Source organism: Lentimicrobium sp. S6 (assembly GCF_013166635.1).
Classification (GTDB): domain Bacteria; phylum Bacteroidota; class Bacteroidia; order Bacteroidales; family UBA12170; genus UBA12170.
The window spans coordinates 1-17,053 of record NZ_JABKBZ010000031.1 but is presented as its reverse complement, the minus strand read 5'-3'; the positions used below and the strand labels follow the sequence as shown (position 1 = coordinate 17,053).

Here is a 17,053-nt window from a genome sequence, read left to right as displayed (position 1 = left end):
ACCTCTAAAGAAAAAGAAATGCAAGAATTATTAAACATATTTGTAAAATCCATATTTATAGATAATATGGTATTTGCCTATTTCTTAGGCATGTGTTCTTATATTGCGGTTTCTAAAACAGTGAAGACTTCTGTTGGACTGGGTTTAGCAGTTATCTTCGTGTTAGGAATTACCGTGCCTATTGGATATTTAATGAATGAATTCCTATTAAAGCCAGGCGCATTAGTGTGGTTAGATAGCGAATTTATTGATGTTGATTTGAGTTTCCTTAGTTTTATCATGTTCATTGCTGTTATTGCATCCATGGTACAATTAGTGGAAATGATTGTTGAGAAATTTTCTCCAGCATTATATGCTTCATTGGGTATCTTCTTACCATTAATTGCTGTAAACTGTGCCATCTTAGGTGGTTCATTGTTTATGCAAGAAAGAGAGTATCAATCATTGGCTCAAGCTACATCATTTGCATTGGGTTCTGGTATTGGTTGGTTCCTCGCTATTGTTGGTATTGCAGCCATTCGAGAAAAAATTAAGTATTCTAATGTTCCCGGACCATTAAAGGGAATTGGTATTACTTTTATTATCACAGGACTAATGGGAATTGCTTTCATGAGCTTCCTTGGTATTAAATTATAAACCAAAAAACTAGAAGCTATGTTATTAACTATAGGATTAGGTACAGTAGTAATCAGCAGTATAGTGGTGTTTTTAACCATTATTCTTTTACTGGTGATGGTGCTACTTTTTGCCAAGAAAAAATTGACTCCTCAGGGAGATGTAAAAATAACGATTAACGGAGAAAAAGAAATGATTACTTCTCCTGGATCAACTTTATTAAGTACCATGTCTGCTGAGAAAATATTCCTTCCTTCCGCATGTGGTGGAGGTGGAACTTGCGGTATGTGTGAGTGTAAAGTAGAATCTGGAGGAGGTACACTACTTCCAACTGAAGCTCCATTTTTCTCTCGTAAAGAGCAGATGGCTAATTATCGTTTGGCTTGCCAGGTGAAAGTTAGAGAAGATATGGAAGTGGAAATTCCTGCCGAAGTTTTCGGTATTAAGAAATGGGAATGTACTGTGGTTTCCAACGACAGTGTGGCTACCTTTATTAAGGAATTTGTGGTTAGAATGCCAGAAGGTGAAGTGATGGACTTCCGCTCAGGTGGATATATCCAAATTGATGTACCAAAAATTACCGTTGACTTCAAGGGTATGGAAATTGGTGAAGAATATAGAGAAGATTGGGATAAATTTAAGATGTGGGATCTTCAAATGAAGAATCCAGAGCCAATTTATCGTGCTTACTCTATGGCTAACCACCCTGCCGAAGGAAACATCGTGATGCTGAATATTCGTATTGCAACTCCTCCGTTCGATAGAAAAACTAATGGTTTCATGAATGTGAATCCAGGTATTTGTTCTTCTTTCATTTTCTCTCGTAAACCAGGTGATAAGGTTATGGTTTCAGGACCTTATGGTGAGTTCTTCATCAAACCTACTGAGAAAGAAATGATGTTTATTGGTGGTGGTGCTGGTATGGCTCCGATGCGTTCTCATATCTTCGACTTATTCCACACCAAGAAAACGGGGCGTAAGGCTACTTTCTGGTATGGTGGTCGTTCTGCACGCGAATTGTTCTATGTAGATCAGTTTGAAGCTATTGAAAAAGACTTTCCAAACTTCAAATTCCATATTGCCCTTTCAGAACCTATGAAAGAAGACAATTGGACTGGTTATACTGGATTTATTCATCAGGTAATTCAAGATGAATATCTAATGAAGCACGAAGAGCCAGAAGAAATCGAATATTATCTTTGTGGTCCTCCAATGATGAATCAAGCGGTATTTAAGATGCTTGACGATATGGGAGTTCCTCCAGAGAACATTGCCTTTGATGACTTTGGAGGCTAATACGAATTGTAATTTTAATCGAGATTAAAATTTTACAATCGTCTATGCTGACAATTTATCGAAAATAAATTCGTCAGTATATCTCCAACAAATATAAGATTGAAAGCCTCAGAACATTTGTTCTGAGGCTTTTTTTTAGTATATCACAAGCTTCTTCTTCTTGTTTTCGTCAATGGGACACCCGAAAGCAATTTCTAACAATGTCTTGTTTTCGTCACTTTTTCGGGACACCCACTAAACTATTTGATATTCAATACATTTATTTTGTATTTGGGTGTCCCAAAGATAATTTATGTTTATTCGGAGAAAGAAAAATACATCTGGAAGCATTAGTATTCAGATTATTAACAAGTCAAAAGGTCATTATAAAGTGATTAAGACAATAGGTTGCGCCACTATGCAGCACGATATTGAGAAACTTGAACAGGAAGCAAAACAAGAAATACAAACACTAGGACACCAAGGCCAATTAGTATTGTTCGAGTCGAAACCTGATGAGTTAATAAGAAGTGCTTTTAGCTCCTTGAATAATTCAAATATTCAAACAATAGGTCCAGAGTTAATTTTTGGGAAAATATTTGAGTTCATCGGCTTAAACCAAATAGATGATGTTTTATTCAGACATTTGGTAATCTCTCGATTAGCATTTCCTTTAAGCAAACTCAAAACGATAGATTATCTACACAGGTATCAGGGTGCTACGCTAGAAATCAGTGCTATTTACAGGTTTCTAGATAAATTATAAGACAAGTACAAAGGAAAAGTAGAACAAAGTTTGCCCTGATTCAATAGCTCGATGCTTCAATGCTTTTATGAATTAATGCTTATATGAGAAAATGATTGAACATTCTACCATTCACACATGGTCACATTCTGCCATTTCTTATTTTATTCGTTAATGATCTCACTGAGCTCCAGCCAGCGAAGTTCCATTTCGTCGAGTTTTTCATCCACTTCTTGGTATTTTTTGCTGGTCTCGTTCATTTCCTCAGGACTTAAGGTGCCAGAATTGAGTGCTTCTATTAATTTGGTTTTTTCTTCTTCAACCAATGGCATTTCATCTTCAAGTTTTTCAAATTCTTTTTTGTCTTTATAGCTGACTTTAACCGAACTGGCTTTTTTCTGCTGAACAACCGGCTTTTCGGATTTTTTCTTTTTCTTTTCTTGAAGAATTTTTAGTTCTTCCAATTCTCTGAAATCAGAATAATTACCTCCAAAGTCTTTAATGTCACCTTGGCCTTTAAAGATAAAGAGGTGGTCGCAGAGTTTATCTAAGAAGTATCTATCATGGCTTACAATAATTACACAACCTGGGAAGTCGATTAAGAATTCTTCGAGTTTGCCGAGCGTGAAAATATCTAAATCATTAGTCGGCTCATCTAAAATAAGAAAGTTTGGATTACTCATCAATGTGAGGATAAGATAGAGTTTCCTTCTTTCTCCTCCACTCAAAAGTCTATAATAGCTTTGTTGTAAAGAATAGGAAAAACCAAAGTGAAATAGGAATTGAGCTGCGCCGATGGTGCTACCACCCATATCTACAGACTCTGCTATTTCTTTTACTATCTCTATAACTCGTAAATCTTCTTTTTGAGTTAATCCTTTTTGGGTGTAATATCCGAATTTAGTGGTTTCTCCAATAATAACCTCCCCAGAATCTGCTTTTAAATCCCCTGTGAGGAGGTTAAGGAATGTCGATTTTCCGGTTCCATTAGGTCCGACCAATCCAATTCTTTCTCCACGCTTGAAGATATATTCAAACTTATCTGTGATTTTCAGTTCACCAAAACTTTTTGATAAGTTTTTTGCTTCCAAAATCTTTCGACCCTGACGACTCATCTTAACTTTAAATTCAATCTTTTTTTCTTCTATTCTTTTCTTAGCTATTTTCTCTATATCGTAAAAGGAGTCTATGCGAGCTTTGCTTTTAGTAGTTCGGGCTTTAGGTTGTCTGCGCATCCAATCGAGCTCTTTTCGATATAGGTTTTTGGCCTTTTCTATTTCCATCACATCTAAAGCTTCTCGTTCTGCCTTCTTTTGAAGGAAATAGGAATAATTGCCCTGGTAAGTAAAGCTTCTTTGTTGATCGATCTCAATAATGATATCGCAAACTTCGTCTAAGAAATATCTATCGTGAGTTACAATGAGTAGACTAAGTTTGCTTTTGCTGATATGCTCCTCAAGCCACTCAATAGTTTTGATATCGAGGTGATTGGTGGGTTCGTCGAGTATGATTAAATCGGCTTCATCGATAATAACAGAGGCTAAAGCAACTTTCTTTATTTGGCCCCCTGATAACTCAGAAATGGGTTGTTTTAGATTTTTTATCTCAAACTTCTCTAAAACCTCTGTCATTCTACTATCGTAATCCCAAGCTTGCTTCTGATCCATCATGATTATGGCTTCATCGAGCTTTTTTTGATTTTGCGGAGAAGGATCTTTTTCATAAGATTTCAATTGTAGGTGATAATCGTTAATGATTTTCACATAAAGGTTATCTAAATGAAATAGTACTTCTTCAACAGTCAGATTTTTGTCGAGCTTAGGGTCTTGTCTAAGATAGGCGATTTTTAAACTTTCTCTTATAGTAAGGTTTCCATCGTCTGGAATATCTGCACCTGATAAAATATTGAGTAAAGTAGATTTACCAACCCCATTATGAGCTACGAGTGCTATTTTTTGGCCTTCTAATATGCTGAAATTTAAATCTTGGAATAGGAGTTTATCGCTATATGATTTGCTGAGGTTCTCAACGGTGAGTAGTGCTTGTGCCATTATTTTTGATTACATTTTAATAGGTGCGCTGCATTATCTTGCGCCCCCCAATTTGGAGAAAGTTCACTTCTCGGTGTGAAATTTTTAAATCTTTCATCAGCATTTTGAAAATGCTTGCATGCACTTTTTTTATTGCCTCCTATTCTTGGATCCAATTGGTCAAGAACCAATCCAATTACATAATAGGGACGTGGATTAGAGTCGTCAAGAAATCTGGCCCTATCTAATTCTTGAGTCGCTTTTCGGGCAATAATATTCGTATTGTTATTTGGCGTTCTAAATTGTTGTGCATAATATAAATAACCACGCAAACAAATAATTTTACTATTGCCAAGACCACCAAATTCAATAGTTTTATCTACCATCCTTTGTGCGGAATCTAAAAGTATTAATGTTTTCTTGGCTGCAGGTAATTTTAATGCAGCTTGAATGTAGGCATATCCAGCATGATAAAAAGGAACCCATTTGCTTTTTTCTTCCTCGGCAATATTTTGAAATTGTTGCCCTGCTTCCAGGTAGGATTGGTAATCATCGGCTGAATTTAATGAGGATATGGCTTCTGTTATTTTCTCATAATAGGAATTCGCCTGGCCATTTTTTTGTGCAAAGGCTGAGTTCATCATCAAACTTAAAATGATAACCAGAAAATAAGTCTTAGTCTTCATAAATATATTTTGCTGCAAAAGTAAGGAAACAATAATAATTTGTCTATACAATCATTGAAAGAGGGTATAGGATTATGAAATCTTTATGTTTTTAATCGTTATAGTGCATGATGGAGATTCGCTTTTTGCCATCCATTTTAATGGTTACTGGGTTTTTAAATTCAATATGTTTAAAGTATTTTGTTCTTTCAACTACCTTTTGTTTATCAAGGATTTCCCAATTGATTTTATTTGAGGAGAGTTCTTGTTGAACACTTAAATATCCTACATCTGCTGAGGTAACATTGTGAAAGAAATGCGATCCCGAGGAGCCATCCAATGGGAAGTTGGCTAAACTAGTTTCCACAATTATTTTTGCATTGCATATTTGTGGCCAGCTAACAGGGATTCCAATCCAAGGGTCGCGAGTACCCCAGCGGCCTGGACCGATGAGAACATATTGTTTATCCAGCTTCATCATTTTAGCATTTAGAGCTTCTATTTCCTTGGTCATTTTAATAGTTTCAGATTTATCAAAAGTTTCCAAGTCTACGTATATAAAATCGGTGATATGGTCTATCATTCCGTTTCCTAAGCCATTTTCGGTGTAGAGGAGCATTTTATCAAGGTCTTCCTCATCCATATTAATATTATAGTCATCAGCATTTCCAGTAAGAGGCTTTATTTGTAGGATGTATAAGCTGGTTTTATAATCCGAATCTCTGTTTAAATCTACTGCAAATTCAATCTCAACAGGGCTGCCAATGGCTTCTTGCCCAACTTGTAAGATAACCTCTAAAGCTCGAGAAAGAGGGATGTAATTATATTTCAAAATATTGGCGAAGTTGATAATTCTCGGTCCAGGTTTGAATATTCCAGGTACCACTCTATTATTATCTTGATCGAAAACACTGGCCATGTGTTTTAAAGTTCCGTGCTTTTCCGATTCGCTAATGTCTAATTTGATTAAACCCTCATCATCGCTTATCATTAAATCGAGTTCTCTTTCTTTCATGTTCACAGCATAGAAACTAGTCTGAGAGTTTTTGAACAAATCTTTTGAAGAATAATTTTCTAAATCGGGATACCTGGGTGAAAAGCGATAGGATTTCTCACCATCGACTACATATTTCCCCAATCCAACGGCAATGTTTGCGAAGCCCTCCTCTGGTTTCATATGGGCAATGGGATAATAATTATAGCTTTGAGCTACTCCACTAAAATGAGGATAGAATTTATCATCATATTGGTTTCCGACTACCTCTTGTATAACGATGGCCATCTTTTCTTCTTCAATACGATAGTTTACAGCCTCCACATATCCTCTTGCAATATCAGAGTATACTGATGCATAGACCAGTTTAATAGCATCAGTTACTTGTTTAAGTCTGATTTCATCATTACTATGGTTATTGGGTAACAGGAAAGTGTCAAATATTCCTGCAAATGGCTGCATTAAGGAATCCTCAAAAAGACCACTAGAGCGGATAGCTAGAGGTTTCTTAGTTTCCTTCAAAATTTCTTTTAGTTTAATAACTAATTTGGAGGATAGTTTTCCATTGATAAAGATTTTCTTGATAACCTCATAGTCTTGTACTAATTTTAGTTTCGAATGAAGGTTGTTATTCTCCAAAAATAATTCATATTCATCAGTGCCTACCAAATAAGTAACAGGATTACAGATGTTAATCTCATCAAGAATCTGGCTAAAATCGAAATTATGGATGAGGCTGTTTAAGAAGGCTAAACCACGCCCTTTTCCTCCCAAAGAACCGTCGGTAAGTTTGATGATGTTTTTTGCATTTCCTATTTGGTTGGTTTTGTAGGGAATGATTTTACCCCTGTTTTGTTCATTTCTGAAACGCTGCATCACCTCTACTAAATATTTACGAAGTTGTTTGCTGTCTTTAAAATCATTGACTTTTGAAGGATTGATGATTCTTGCAATTTGAATCTCGCCTCGAGCCATTAACCAAAGACTAAAGTGATTTTTGGTAGCATGGTAGAGAATACTTTCATCTGGGATTGTTTTTAGATGTTGCTCAAAATCGCGTAAAGACTTAGCTACTGCTAGTTTACGACCATTCATATCTCGGAAGATAAAATCACCGAAACCTAAATAGTGAGTGATGAAATTTTTGAAATCAATAAGAAGGCTATCAGAATTTTTATCAATAAAGCTCGCCTGAAGCAAATAGGCTTCACTCATATTTTCCTTTTGAGAAGATTGAATGATTGTAGGTAAATCTTCAATATGTTTTCTAACGTATTTCACCAACTTAACTCCTGCACGATCATCTAACTCAGCATTTTTGTAAAACTTCACATCGGTGATGAGGCATAACATATAATCTTTATAATTATTAAAGATCTCGATGGCTTCCTCGTAATTGTCGGTATGAATAATTTTAGGTCTTGCTCTCAATCTTAAAACTTTATAGAGTTCATCTGTACTTACGTCTTCAATAATTCGTCGGGTTTGTTCCATAACAATGTTATAGAGCATAGGCAGATAACGGCTATAATATTTGGGGGTGTCTTCTACTAAAAGAATTACACGAGCCATCCCTTTTTGGGTATCGTTCTGAAGGTTAACTTTATCTTCTACCATTTTTATCATGGCAAAAAACACCTGCGATTCTCCATTCCAGACAAATACACTATCGAATGATTTGGGGAAATCACCTTTAAAATATGCAGCATCTCTATTATTATGCAGCAGTAGGAAGACTGGCATAAAAGAAAAGATGTCTTTAATGTCTTCACTGAGTTTGACAGGACCAAATTTATCAGTTCCCATCATGATGATCACCAAATCGTAATTTTTTTTCTGAAGTTCTTCCATGGCGTCTTCTGCCGAGGAAACTCCAGTGATTCTTGGTATACTTGTCAGGTTTAATGTACTGTATTCCCCCAATACATATTCACTAAATCGGCCTTCTTTTTCTATACTGTAAGCATCGTAAAGATTGGCGACTAAAAGAATTTCTTTAACCTTATAAGGCATGAGATCATGATAGATATCACGGGCATAATTATTCTTATTGATAAATCGCTGTAGCAGCTTTCTTGTGACTAACTTTTTTTCTTTAGGGTTTTCTTCCCTATGAAAGGAAATAAACTCATGTTCATTGTCAGGTTTCTTAGACTTGGCTTCGAGGCTATTTAGAAATCCTGTGATTTTTGAGGTGATAATACTTAAAAGATTTGTCTCTTCAGTACAGAATGGCCCTTGGTCAGCTTCCATAAATTCAGCTGTATAATATACTTCCACATAACCCAGCTTACCTTTTATGGTAGAGAATCTTTTTTGCAGTTTCCAAGGAGAAAAATTGAATTTTGGACTTTTATAATTCTCTCCATCGAAATGAATGCGTGCAACAGTGTAATCAGCATACTGCCAGAACTGAGGTAGGAGGGTCACGATTTCTTTTAAAGACTCTGCCAAAGACTTGTTCTCCTTGAGTACACCAACTATCTGATTGATACAAGATAGCTCTTTTAAATGCTTGAGTGATTTACTTTCTTTTGGGAATTTTATATCGTTATGTGATAGTTTATCTGACATAGCTTTTTAAGTTCTGTTTATGAGATAACGAATTTATGAATTCTATGTGAAATATTCTTTATATTTGCCCCGAATATTAAAAAATAAAGTTTTGATTAGAGTAGTTATCAAGGATAGTAATAAAATAATTTGTGAAGGCATTAGATCTTTACTCTCGGATGTCAACGATATTGAAATAACTGATTTCTATAATACTGCTGAAGAACTCACCCGAAGGGTGCGTTTGTCTCAGCCCAATATCATACTTTATCATTCTTATTTGTCGAATGCGGATGATGTAGCTGAGATTAAGAAAATTGCTAATGATTATTCAAAAGCACGGTTGTTGGTCTTGTCGTTAAACACTCGTGAGTCTTTTATTTTGAAGTCTATAAAAGCCGGTGCTAAAGGGTTTTTAACAAAAGACACTACGCGAGCGGAATTAGTGGAGGCTATATATACCTTGCGCAGTGGATACGATTATTATGGTAAATCCATCACCAATATTCTATTGAATTCTTATTTAAGGAAAGCCAGTGATAGTGAGAGTCCGTTGGACAAGCAGCTGAATGTATTATCTGAGCGCGAGCTGGAAGTGTTGAAGTTATTCTCTGAAAGCTATACCAATAGTGAGATTGCCGATAAACTTTTTATTAGCATTCGGACAGTGGAAAGTCATAAGAATAATATTATGCGCAAAATTAATCTTCGTACAACAGTCGATCTGGTAAAATTTGCCATCAGAAATAACATCACAGAGGTTTAATTCCCAAAGTGTTTCTTTACATTTGTAGCTTTTTATGAAAGCTCTCTTAGGATCATATCCACATATTAGAAGTCATTATATCGCTTTTCTAAAGCGGTTGTTGATGATATTATTGGTGTTAGTTCTTTCGAGAGTGAGCTTGTATGTTTTCAATTTCCAACTGTTTTCTGGATTTACTACTAGCGATATTGCATGGGCAATTTTTGTAGGCTTACGTTTCGATTTGAGTGTGTTGTTTATGCTGAGCGCCTTGTTTATTATTGGAAATACCATTCCAATGCCCTTTAGGAGCGCTAAAGTATTTCAGGCTATTATAAAGGTGCCTACCTTAATAGCCTTAACCTTGGCCATCTTTTTGAATTTGTCCGATGCTATTTATTATCGATTCACTTTAAAAAGGATGACCTTTGATATATTTTCCTATTTGTCCTCTATGGAGACATTTTGGGAAGTGGCACCTCGTTTTTTAGTAGATTTCTGGTATGCTTTTTTAATGGCGATAGTACTTTTGGTTTTCTTGGTGTTCTCTTTTAATGGAGTGCGTGTTAAAGTCAATAGAAATCCATGGAGTATCAAGACTTTTATATTGCAGACAGTGATTTTTATAGTCTCGATGGGGATTGTAATTATTGGAATTAGAGGCGGTTTTCAATTGAAACCCATAAATATAGTAGATGCCAGTTTACACGCACCTGCTCGTCTTTCTCCTGTTGTCTTAAATACTCCTTTTACTATCATTAAATCGGTAGGACAAACGGGTTTGGAATTAAAAAGTGATTTTACGGAAGTCGAATTAGAAAAAAACTACCAACCTGTTCAATCATATCCTCCTCTAGATTCGGTTCCTGAGCCTATCAAGAATGTGGTGGTTTTAATTTTAGAGAGCTTCTCCTCTGAACATATTGGTTATTTGAGTCATCAGAAAAGTTTTACCCCATTTCTGGATAGTTTGTTCGAGCATAGTTTGGTGTTTTCGGGAATTGCCAATGGAAAGAGAAGTATCGAAGGAATACCAGCCATTTTATCTGCTTTACCTACTTTGTCGGACGAGTCGTTCTTAAACAGTCCTTATGCAGGAAATCAGATTGAAGGTTTAGCTCATAGTCTGAATCATTATAACTATCAAACTGCTTTTTTTCATGGAGGAAATAATGGAACCATGAGCTTTGATGCCTATGCTAGTGCCGCTGGATTTCAAGAGTATTATGGGAAGAACGAGTATCCAAATCCAGAGGATTATGATGGGCATTGGGGAATTTGGGATGAAAAGTATCTGCAATATTTTACTGAAGAATTGACTGAATTTAAAGAACCTTTTTTAGCGGCCTTGTTTACTTTGTCTTCCCATCATCCTTATCAAATTCCGGCTGAGTATACAGGTAAATTCCCCAAGGGAAAACTGCAAATTCAACAAGCCATTGCTTATAGTGATTTTGCTTTGAAGCAGTTTTTTACATCTGCTAAAACCAAAGATTGGTATCAAAATACTTTGTTTGTGATTACTGCCGATCATACCAGCGAAGGGGCAGAGGCGGCATACCAAAATAGTTTGGGTCAATTTAGTATTCCTATCGCATTTTTTGCTCCTGGAGATACTTTAATGACTCGTCGTTCTAAAAAGAAACTCGTCCAACAAACTGATATTTATCCTTCTATATTACATTATTTAGGAATGCAGGATAGTATTATTGCTTTCGGTAATTCTATCTTTGAAGGCTCCTCTAGAATATTCGCGGTGAATTATTTTAATGGAAATCTTCAGATGATGGATGAGGAATATTTATTGCAGATGGAGGATGGAAATCCAAAATCATTATATGAATATCGTAAAGATAGTTTGTTGAAAAATAATGTATTGAATAAGAGAGATATTAATGATTTGGTCACTTTTGAGAAGGCATTCCAACAGCAATATAATAATCGAATGATTCAGAACCAAATCAGAATTAAAAATCATGAATAAACGGAGAGTATTATTTATTATTAACCCTATAAGTGGTGGACGAGATAAGTCGAAAATAGCTGATCTTATTCCTGTTTATTTGGATGGAAACTATTTTGATTTTGATATTAAATATACTGAATATATAGGTCATGGAGCCAAAATAGCAAGGAAATATCATGACAAATTTGATGTAATAGTTGCGGTAGGAGGGGATGGAACCATAAATGAAATTGCTAAAGAAATAGCTGGGACCCAAGCCGCTTTAGCAATCATTCCACAAGGTTCTGGTAATGGTTTGGCGAGGCATCTAAATTGGGAGCTAGATACTAAGAAAGCCATTTTACAAATGAATAATGCTGAAACTAGCGCGATTGATACTGCAGAATTAAATGGTCACTTTTTTGTGAGTATTGCAGGTGTTGGCTTTGATAGTTTGATAGCAGAAAAATTTGCCCATTCTAAAAATAGAGGGTTTGTGGGTTATGCATCTTTGAGTATCAAAGAGTTTTTTAAATATCAGGAACAAGAATATGATTTGTTGATCGATGGACAAAAGTTCAAGAGAAAAGCTGCTATGATAAGCATTGCCAACTCCAATCAGTTTGGTTATAATACCAAGATTTCACCTTTAGCTAGTCTCTGTGATGGCTTATTGGATGTTTGTATTATTCGGAAACCTAAATTAGTGCGGGTCCCACAAGTACTGTCAAAGGTTTGGAGTGCAAAAGCCCACGAATCTAATTTAATAGAAATTATCAGAGGAAAGAAGATTCAGATTTCACCTAATGATAATGAATATGCCAATGTGGATGGTGAATCATTAAAGGTGGGGAAAAAAGTAGAGATAGTAATGAATCCCAGAAATTTGAAAATCTGGTTACCAAAAGTATAATTATGGCTAAGAAAAAGAAATTTAAGAATATAACAGGAGATGTGGTTTATTCCACTAATCAAGACTACGAATACGATTTTGGTGGAGCTGAAGAAGAAAGCATTGCGCCTAGTGAACAAGATTTAAGAGTTTGGTTGGACAAGAAACACAGAGGAGGAAAAACGGCTTCTGTGATTAAAGGGTTCATAGGTTCCGAAGATGATTTAAAAGACTTAGGCAAATTGTTAAAATCCAAATGTGGAGTAGGAGGTTCGGCCAAAGAAGGTGAGATAATCATTCAAGGAGATCATCGCGATAAAATCATGAAGATTTTGATGGATCAAGGATATAAGGCTAAAAAGGCTGGAGGTTGATGGAGTGAAGAGCATAGAGCAAAGGGTGAAAAGTAACGAGTAGTAGACTTTTTTGTATTGAGATGGTGAGTCGGGGTTTTTAATACTTGGTTCAAAGTTCAATGTTTTAAGCTTGTCCTGTGTGAATGCCTAAATAGGGTTGACCATTTTTAGTACAGCGTATGTTCATACTACTATTAAATGTGATACTTCTGTCATCCAACATCCGTCATCTGTCTTCTGTCTTCCGCCTTTTTACATTCGTCTTCCTTTTTTTTCTTAAATTTGAAATCCTAAAACATTTAACATGATTCTGAGTTTATTGATTTCTGCAAATGCTTTATTATTGATATTATTACTCGTTTTTGTTTTTAAAAAGAGCAAAGCTCCAGAATCGAATAGCATTGGATTTCAGTCTGCTATTCATGAAAAGTTTGCTGATGCTTCTCGTGAGACTCGTGAATTGTTTTCTGAAAACAGAAAAGAAAATTCCAATAGTTTTATAGGGTTTCAAGATTCTTTGTTAAAGAGAATTAACGAGAATACCATCCTCCAAAAAGAACAGTTAAATCAGTTTTCTAAATTATTAAAAGATCTAAACGATGATTTACAGTTTTCTCAAAAGCAATTTATGGAGGAGACTAATCAAAAACAATCACAACTATTAGACTTAATGAACGATCGTTTCCAACGTTTTGAGGAGCGTTTGCAAAAAGAATCTAAAGTAAATAGAGAAGATTTTGCCTTTGGTATTAAAAATATCAATGAAGAATTGCGAGTGAGGTTTGGTGATTTGAATCAGCAACAATTAGATCAGAATAAGTTGGCTCTGGATCAGATTAAAAGCTTGAAAGAAAATGTAGATTCCAGTTTAAAGTCCATACGAGAAGACAATAGCAGTCAATTGGAAAAAATGCGTCAGACTGTTGATGAGAAATTACAATCAACTCTAGAAAAGCGGTTGGGTGAATCTTTTAAATTGGTCAGTGATAGATTGGAGCTGGTGCATAAAGGCCTTGGAGAGATGCAGACGCTTGCCAGTGGAGTAGGGGATTTAAAGAAAGTTCTTACTAATGTAAAGACAAGAGGTGTTTTGGGAGAATATCAATTGGGGAATATCCTAGAGCAGATTTTAACCAGTGAGCAATATGCGAAAAATGTACAAACCAAAAAAGGAAGCCAAGCTCATGTTGAATTTGCCATCAAATTGCCAGGTAAAACTGACGATAAAAATGTTTGGTTACCTATCGATTCTAAATTTCCAATAGAGAACTACCAATTGCTTTTAGAGGCCTATGAGGAGGGTGATAAGGATAAAATCGACTCAGTACAAAAACTTTTACTCCGAAGCATAGATGGATTTGCCAAAGACATTAGCTCAAAATACATCGATCCGCCCCATACCACAGATTTTGCCATTATGTTTTTGCCTGTGGAGAGTCTTTATGCCGAAGTACTGCGTCATGCTGGTGTATTTGAGAAATTGCAAAGAGATTATAAAATCACTATAACTGGGCCAACCACGCTTTCAGCCTTGCTAAGTAGCTTGAATATGGGATTTAGAACATTGGCGGTGCAAAAGAGAAGTAGTGAGGTTTGGGATGTATTAAAAGCCGTGAAACAGGAGTTTGGAAATTTTGCTGAGCATTTAGATAAAGTCCAAAAACATTTAAACACTGCCTCGACTTCTTTGGAGACATTAAGTAGTACGAGAACAAATGCAATAAACCGAAAATTACGGAATATTCAGACTTTAGATATGTCAAATGAACAAAATATATTAGATTTACCCAAAAATGAGAAATAACATATAAAATATAGATATGAACAGAAATTTATTACTGATCAGTAATTCCACTAATGCAGGAGAAGAATATTTAGGATGGCCACGTCCTGTGATTAAAGAATTTTTAAAAGAGGTTGAAGTAAAGAGAGTATTATTTATTCCATACGCAGGAGTAAACCTTTCTGATAAAGGATTACAAGCTTCTTTTGATGCTTATGAAGCACGAGTAAAGGCAGTTTATGCAGAATTAGGTTTTGACTTATATTCCATTCATAAAGAAGAAAATCCTGTTCAGGCAGTTGAGAATGCTGAAGCAGTTGCAGTAGGTGGAGGGAATACATTTCATTTAGTTTATATGATGCAGCAAACAGGTATTATGAAAGCTATTAAGAAACGTATTCTAGAAGGAATGCCGTACATGGGGTGGAGTGCAGGATCGAATGTTGCTTGCCCAAGTTTAAAAACTACCAACGATATGCCTATAATTGAGCCCATCTCATTTAATTGCTTAAATGTAGTTCCATTTCAGATTAATCCTCATTATTTAGATGCCCATCCTGATGGTCATGGAGGAGAAACTCGCGAACAAAGAATAAATGAGTTTACTGCAGTAAATCCTGATATGTATGTGGCTGGTTTGCGTGAAGCATGCTATTTTAGAGTGAAAGGAAATCATTTACAGCACTTTGGAGAACGAGGGTTGAGGGTATTCAAAGATGGTAAAGAAGCTAGGGAATTACAGTCAGGAGAAGACCTTCAATTTTTAATGGAAAATTAATTAATTTTTTTTCAAAAAGGTTTGGTGGGTTCGATATTTTGTCTACTTTTGCAATCGCAAAACGAGAGATACCCTTCACAAGGAATCGAAGTTCTAAAAAATATTGAATAATAATCCACGGAGAGGTGGGTGAGTGGCTGAAACCGCATGTTTGCTAAACATGTGTACGGGGAACTGTACCGGGGGTTCGAATCCCCCTCTCTCCGCCAGAAAATTATACGGGGTATAGCGTAGTCCGGTTAGCGCGCCTGCTTTGGGAGCAGGAGGTCGGGTGTTCGAATCACCCTACCCCGACATTATAAAGCTTTGAAACAATTGTTTCAAAGCTTTTTTTGTATCTAATAGTTTCGTATTTTGGGGGCCTAGTGGATTTTTGCTAGCTTGGAATATTAGGTGTTTTATCATTAATAACCCATTCTTCATTAGCGTTATTGAGGAAAGTGAGGAGTCAATAGCTTAAACAAAAACTGTGTTTTGTAATAAGTAATGTATTTCAAGGCGTTGGGTTAGGAAGTTTGAATCATCATATGCGAAAAGGAAAGAAGAAGTAAATTTAAATTATAGTAAATATGTTCAAAAAACTCGAAGAGTATAAGGTTAAAGGAAGGTTTGATTTTAAATCATCAAGTAATTTATATGAAGAATGCACAGCACCTCGTAATAGTAGTGGGATTTATCTTATCTATGCTGATGTGGTTAATGTTGAAAGATTGATTTATGTTGGGGTTTCTGGTAGAGAGGGAGCTAATTGCAAGATTATTCATCGTCAGGATGGCTTGGGTGGCCATATCGTAAATAACAAACAATTTGGTAAAAATAGAAGTATCTCTTGGCCTATTAGAATGAAAGAAGATAATATAAAATGCCTAATCATTAAGTGGTATGTTACCTCAGGTGCCAGAGATAATGATATCCCCAAGCCTATTGAAAGAGAATTATTAGAAAAGTTTGAGGCTGAATATGGGAGATTGCCCTTTTGGAATACTGAGAAATAAGAATTTTCTCTTTACAGTATCAAGGTAACCACCCCACGATAGGTCTCCAATTTACCATTGAGATCAGTGAGCTCTATCACATAGGCATAAACACCAATCGGAGCGATTTCGCCGGTGCTTTCGTCTACGCCATCCCAAGGTTGGTAGTAGTCATTGGTTTCATACACCTGCTTACCCCAGCGATTGAAGATTCTAAAGTTATAGCTCTTGTCTTCGAAATACCTTCCTTGTGGACCAAAATACTCGTTTATCCCATTACCATTAGGAGAGAAAGCATTTGGGACAAAGAAGCGAAGCACAGGATAAACCACAAAGTAACTATCGGTAGAGTCCAAACAACCTTCGGAAGATTGAGCATATAGCTTTAGGTTAAATCTTCCCGTGTCTTGAATTTCCTCGTATACATGTGGTTCGTAGACATCCTCCCAAAGAATAGTATCCGACATGAGCCACTCATAATATACGGCGTTCTCACTGGTATTGGTCAGGATGATGTCCTGTTTTTCAGTGATGGCCACAGAGTCAGGATATACCTCAAAGCTCGGAATAGGCATGGAATATAAGCTGATCATCTCCACGATGCTATCTGTTGCTACACAAGCCGAGTCACTGGTGGCTGTGAGGCTCACTGTGAACAATTCATTCAACTGCTCTTCAAAAGGAATATAAGTATGTAAAATGG

At 35.9% G+C, this 17,053-nt stretch carries 14 protein-coding genes and 2 tRNA genes; 12 read left to right on the top strand and 4 right to left on the bottom strand.

Going from position 1 to position 17,053, the window contains the following annotated elements:
• Positions 1-18: 18 nt before the first annotated feature.
• The 3 genes from nqrE to HNS40_RS11570 all read left to right on the top strand — a co-directional run bounded on the left by nqrE (position 19) and on the right by HNS40_RS11570 (position 2,656).
• Entirely contained in the window at positions 19-636 is a 618-nt protein-coding gene (gene nqrE, locus HNS40_RS11580) for an NADH:ubiquinone reductase (Na(+)-transporting) subunit E (RefSeq protein ID WP_172280962.1), read from the top strand.
• Between the two features lie 18 nt (positions 637-654).
• Entirely contained in the window at positions 655-1,911 is a 1,257-nt protein-coding gene (gene nqrF, locus HNS40_RS11575; protein WP_172280960.1) for an NADH:ubiquinone reductase (Na(+)-transporting) subunit F, read from the top strand.
• A gap of 292 nt (positions 1,912-2,203) precedes the next feature.
• Entirely contained in the window at positions 2,204-2,656 is a 453-nt protein-coding gene (locus tag HNS40_RS11570; protein WP_172280958.1) for a hypothetical protein, read from the top strand.
• Between the two features lie 143 nt (positions 2,657-2,799).
• On the opposite strand, the gene HNS40_RS11565 is transcribed toward HNS40_RS11570, so the two are convergent.
• The 3 genes from HNS40_RS11565 to HNS40_RS11555 all read right to left on the bottom strand — a co-directional run bounded on the left by HNS40_RS11565 (position 2,800) and on the right by HNS40_RS11555 (position 8,898).
• Positions 2,800-4,686: an ABC-F family ATP-binding cassette domain-containing protein gene (locus HNS40_RS11565; RefSeq protein WP_172280956.1), complete on the bottom strand. Its 1,887-nt coding sequence runs from the start codon at positions 4,684-4,686 to the stop codon at positions 2,800-2,802.
• Positions 4,686-5,351 carry a hypothetical protein gene (locus HNS40_RS11560; protein ID WP_172280954.1) on the bottom strand — a complete coding sequence of 222 codons (666 nt, stop codon included), beginning with the start codon at positions 5,349-5,351 and terminating at the stop codon, positions 4,686-4,688. The genes HNS40_RS11565 and HNS40_RS11560 overlap by 1 nt, the downstream gene beginning before the upstream one ends.
• 91 nt (positions 5,352-5,442) lie before the next feature.
• Positions 5,443-8,898 carry a PEP/pyruvate-binding domain-containing protein gene (locus HNS40_RS11555; protein ID WP_172280952.1) on the bottom strand — a complete coding sequence of 1,152 codons (3,456 nt, stop codon included), beginning with the start codon at positions 8,896-8,898 and terminating at the stop codon, positions 5,443-5,445.
• Positions 8,899-8,989: 91 nt separating this feature from the next.
• Here HNS40_RS11555 and HNS40_RS11550 point away from each other — a divergent pair, with 91 nt between their 5' ends.
• The 9 genes from HNS40_RS11550 (at position 8,990) to HNS40_RS11510 (ending at position 16,371) form a co-directional block, all read left to right on the top strand.
• Positions 8,990-9,643 (top strand): response regulator transcription factor, encoded by a 654-nt coding sequence (locus HNS40_RS11550; protein ID WP_172280950.1) that lies wholly within the window; start codon positions 8,990-8,992, stop codon positions 9,641-9,643.
• A 103-nt stretch (positions 9,644-9,746) separates the two neighbouring features.
• Positions 9,747-11,606 carry an LTA synthase family protein gene (locus HNS40_RS11545; RefSeq protein ID WP_172280948.1) on the top strand — a complete coding sequence of 620 codons (1,860 nt, stop codon included), beginning with the start codon at positions 9,747-9,749 and terminating at the stop codon, positions 11,604-11,606.
• A complete protein-coding gene (locus tag HNS40_RS11540) occupies positions 11,599-12,480 on the top strand; it encodes a diacylglycerol kinase family protein (RefSeq protein ID WP_172280946.1) in 882 nt (293 codons plus the stop codon). The genes HNS40_RS11545 and HNS40_RS11540 overlap by 8 nt, the downstream gene beginning before the upstream one ends.
• A gap of 2 nt (positions 12,481-12,482) precedes the next feature.
• Positions 12,483-12,833 carry a translation initiation factor gene (locus HNS40_RS11535; RefSeq protein ID WP_172280937.1) on the top strand — a complete coding sequence of 117 codons (351 nt, stop codon included), beginning with the start codon at positions 12,483-12,485 and terminating at the stop codon, positions 12,831-12,833.
• 286 nt (positions 12,834-13,119) lie between these two features.
• Positions 13,120-14,619 (top strand): DNA recombination protein RmuC, encoded by a 1,500-nt coding sequence (locus HNS40_RS11530; protein WP_172280935.1) that lies wholly within the window; start codon positions 13,120-13,122, stop codon positions 14,617-14,619.
• Positions 14,620-14,635: 16 nt separating this feature from the next.
• A complete protein-coding gene (pepE, locus tag HNS40_RS11525; RefSeq protein WP_172280932.1) occupies positions 14,636-15,376 on the top strand; it encodes a dipeptidase PepE in 741 nt (246 codons plus the stop codon).
• 119 nt (positions 15,377-15,495) lie between these two features.
• Positions 15,496-15,585: transfer RNA gene (locus HNS40_RS11520), tRNA-Ser, on the top strand.
• Positions 15,586-15,595: 10 nt separating this feature from the next.
• Positions 15,596-15,670: transfer RNA gene (locus HNS40_RS11515), tRNA-Pro, on the top strand.
• Positions 15,671-15,945: 275 nt separating this feature from the next.
• Positions 15,946-16,371, top strand: a complete 426-nt coding sequence (locus HNS40_RS11510) for a hypothetical protein (RefSeq protein ID WP_172280930.1) — start codon at positions 15,946-15,948, stop codon at positions 16,369-16,371.
• 11 nt (positions 16,372-16,382) lie between these two features.
• Here HNS40_RS11510 and HNS40_RS11505 read toward each other — a convergent pair.
• Positions 16,383-17,053, bottom strand: a 671-nt coding sequence (locus HNS40_RS11505; protein ID WP_172280928.1) for a gliding motility-associated C-terminal domain-containing protein, incomplete at its 5' end; no start/stop codon positions are given.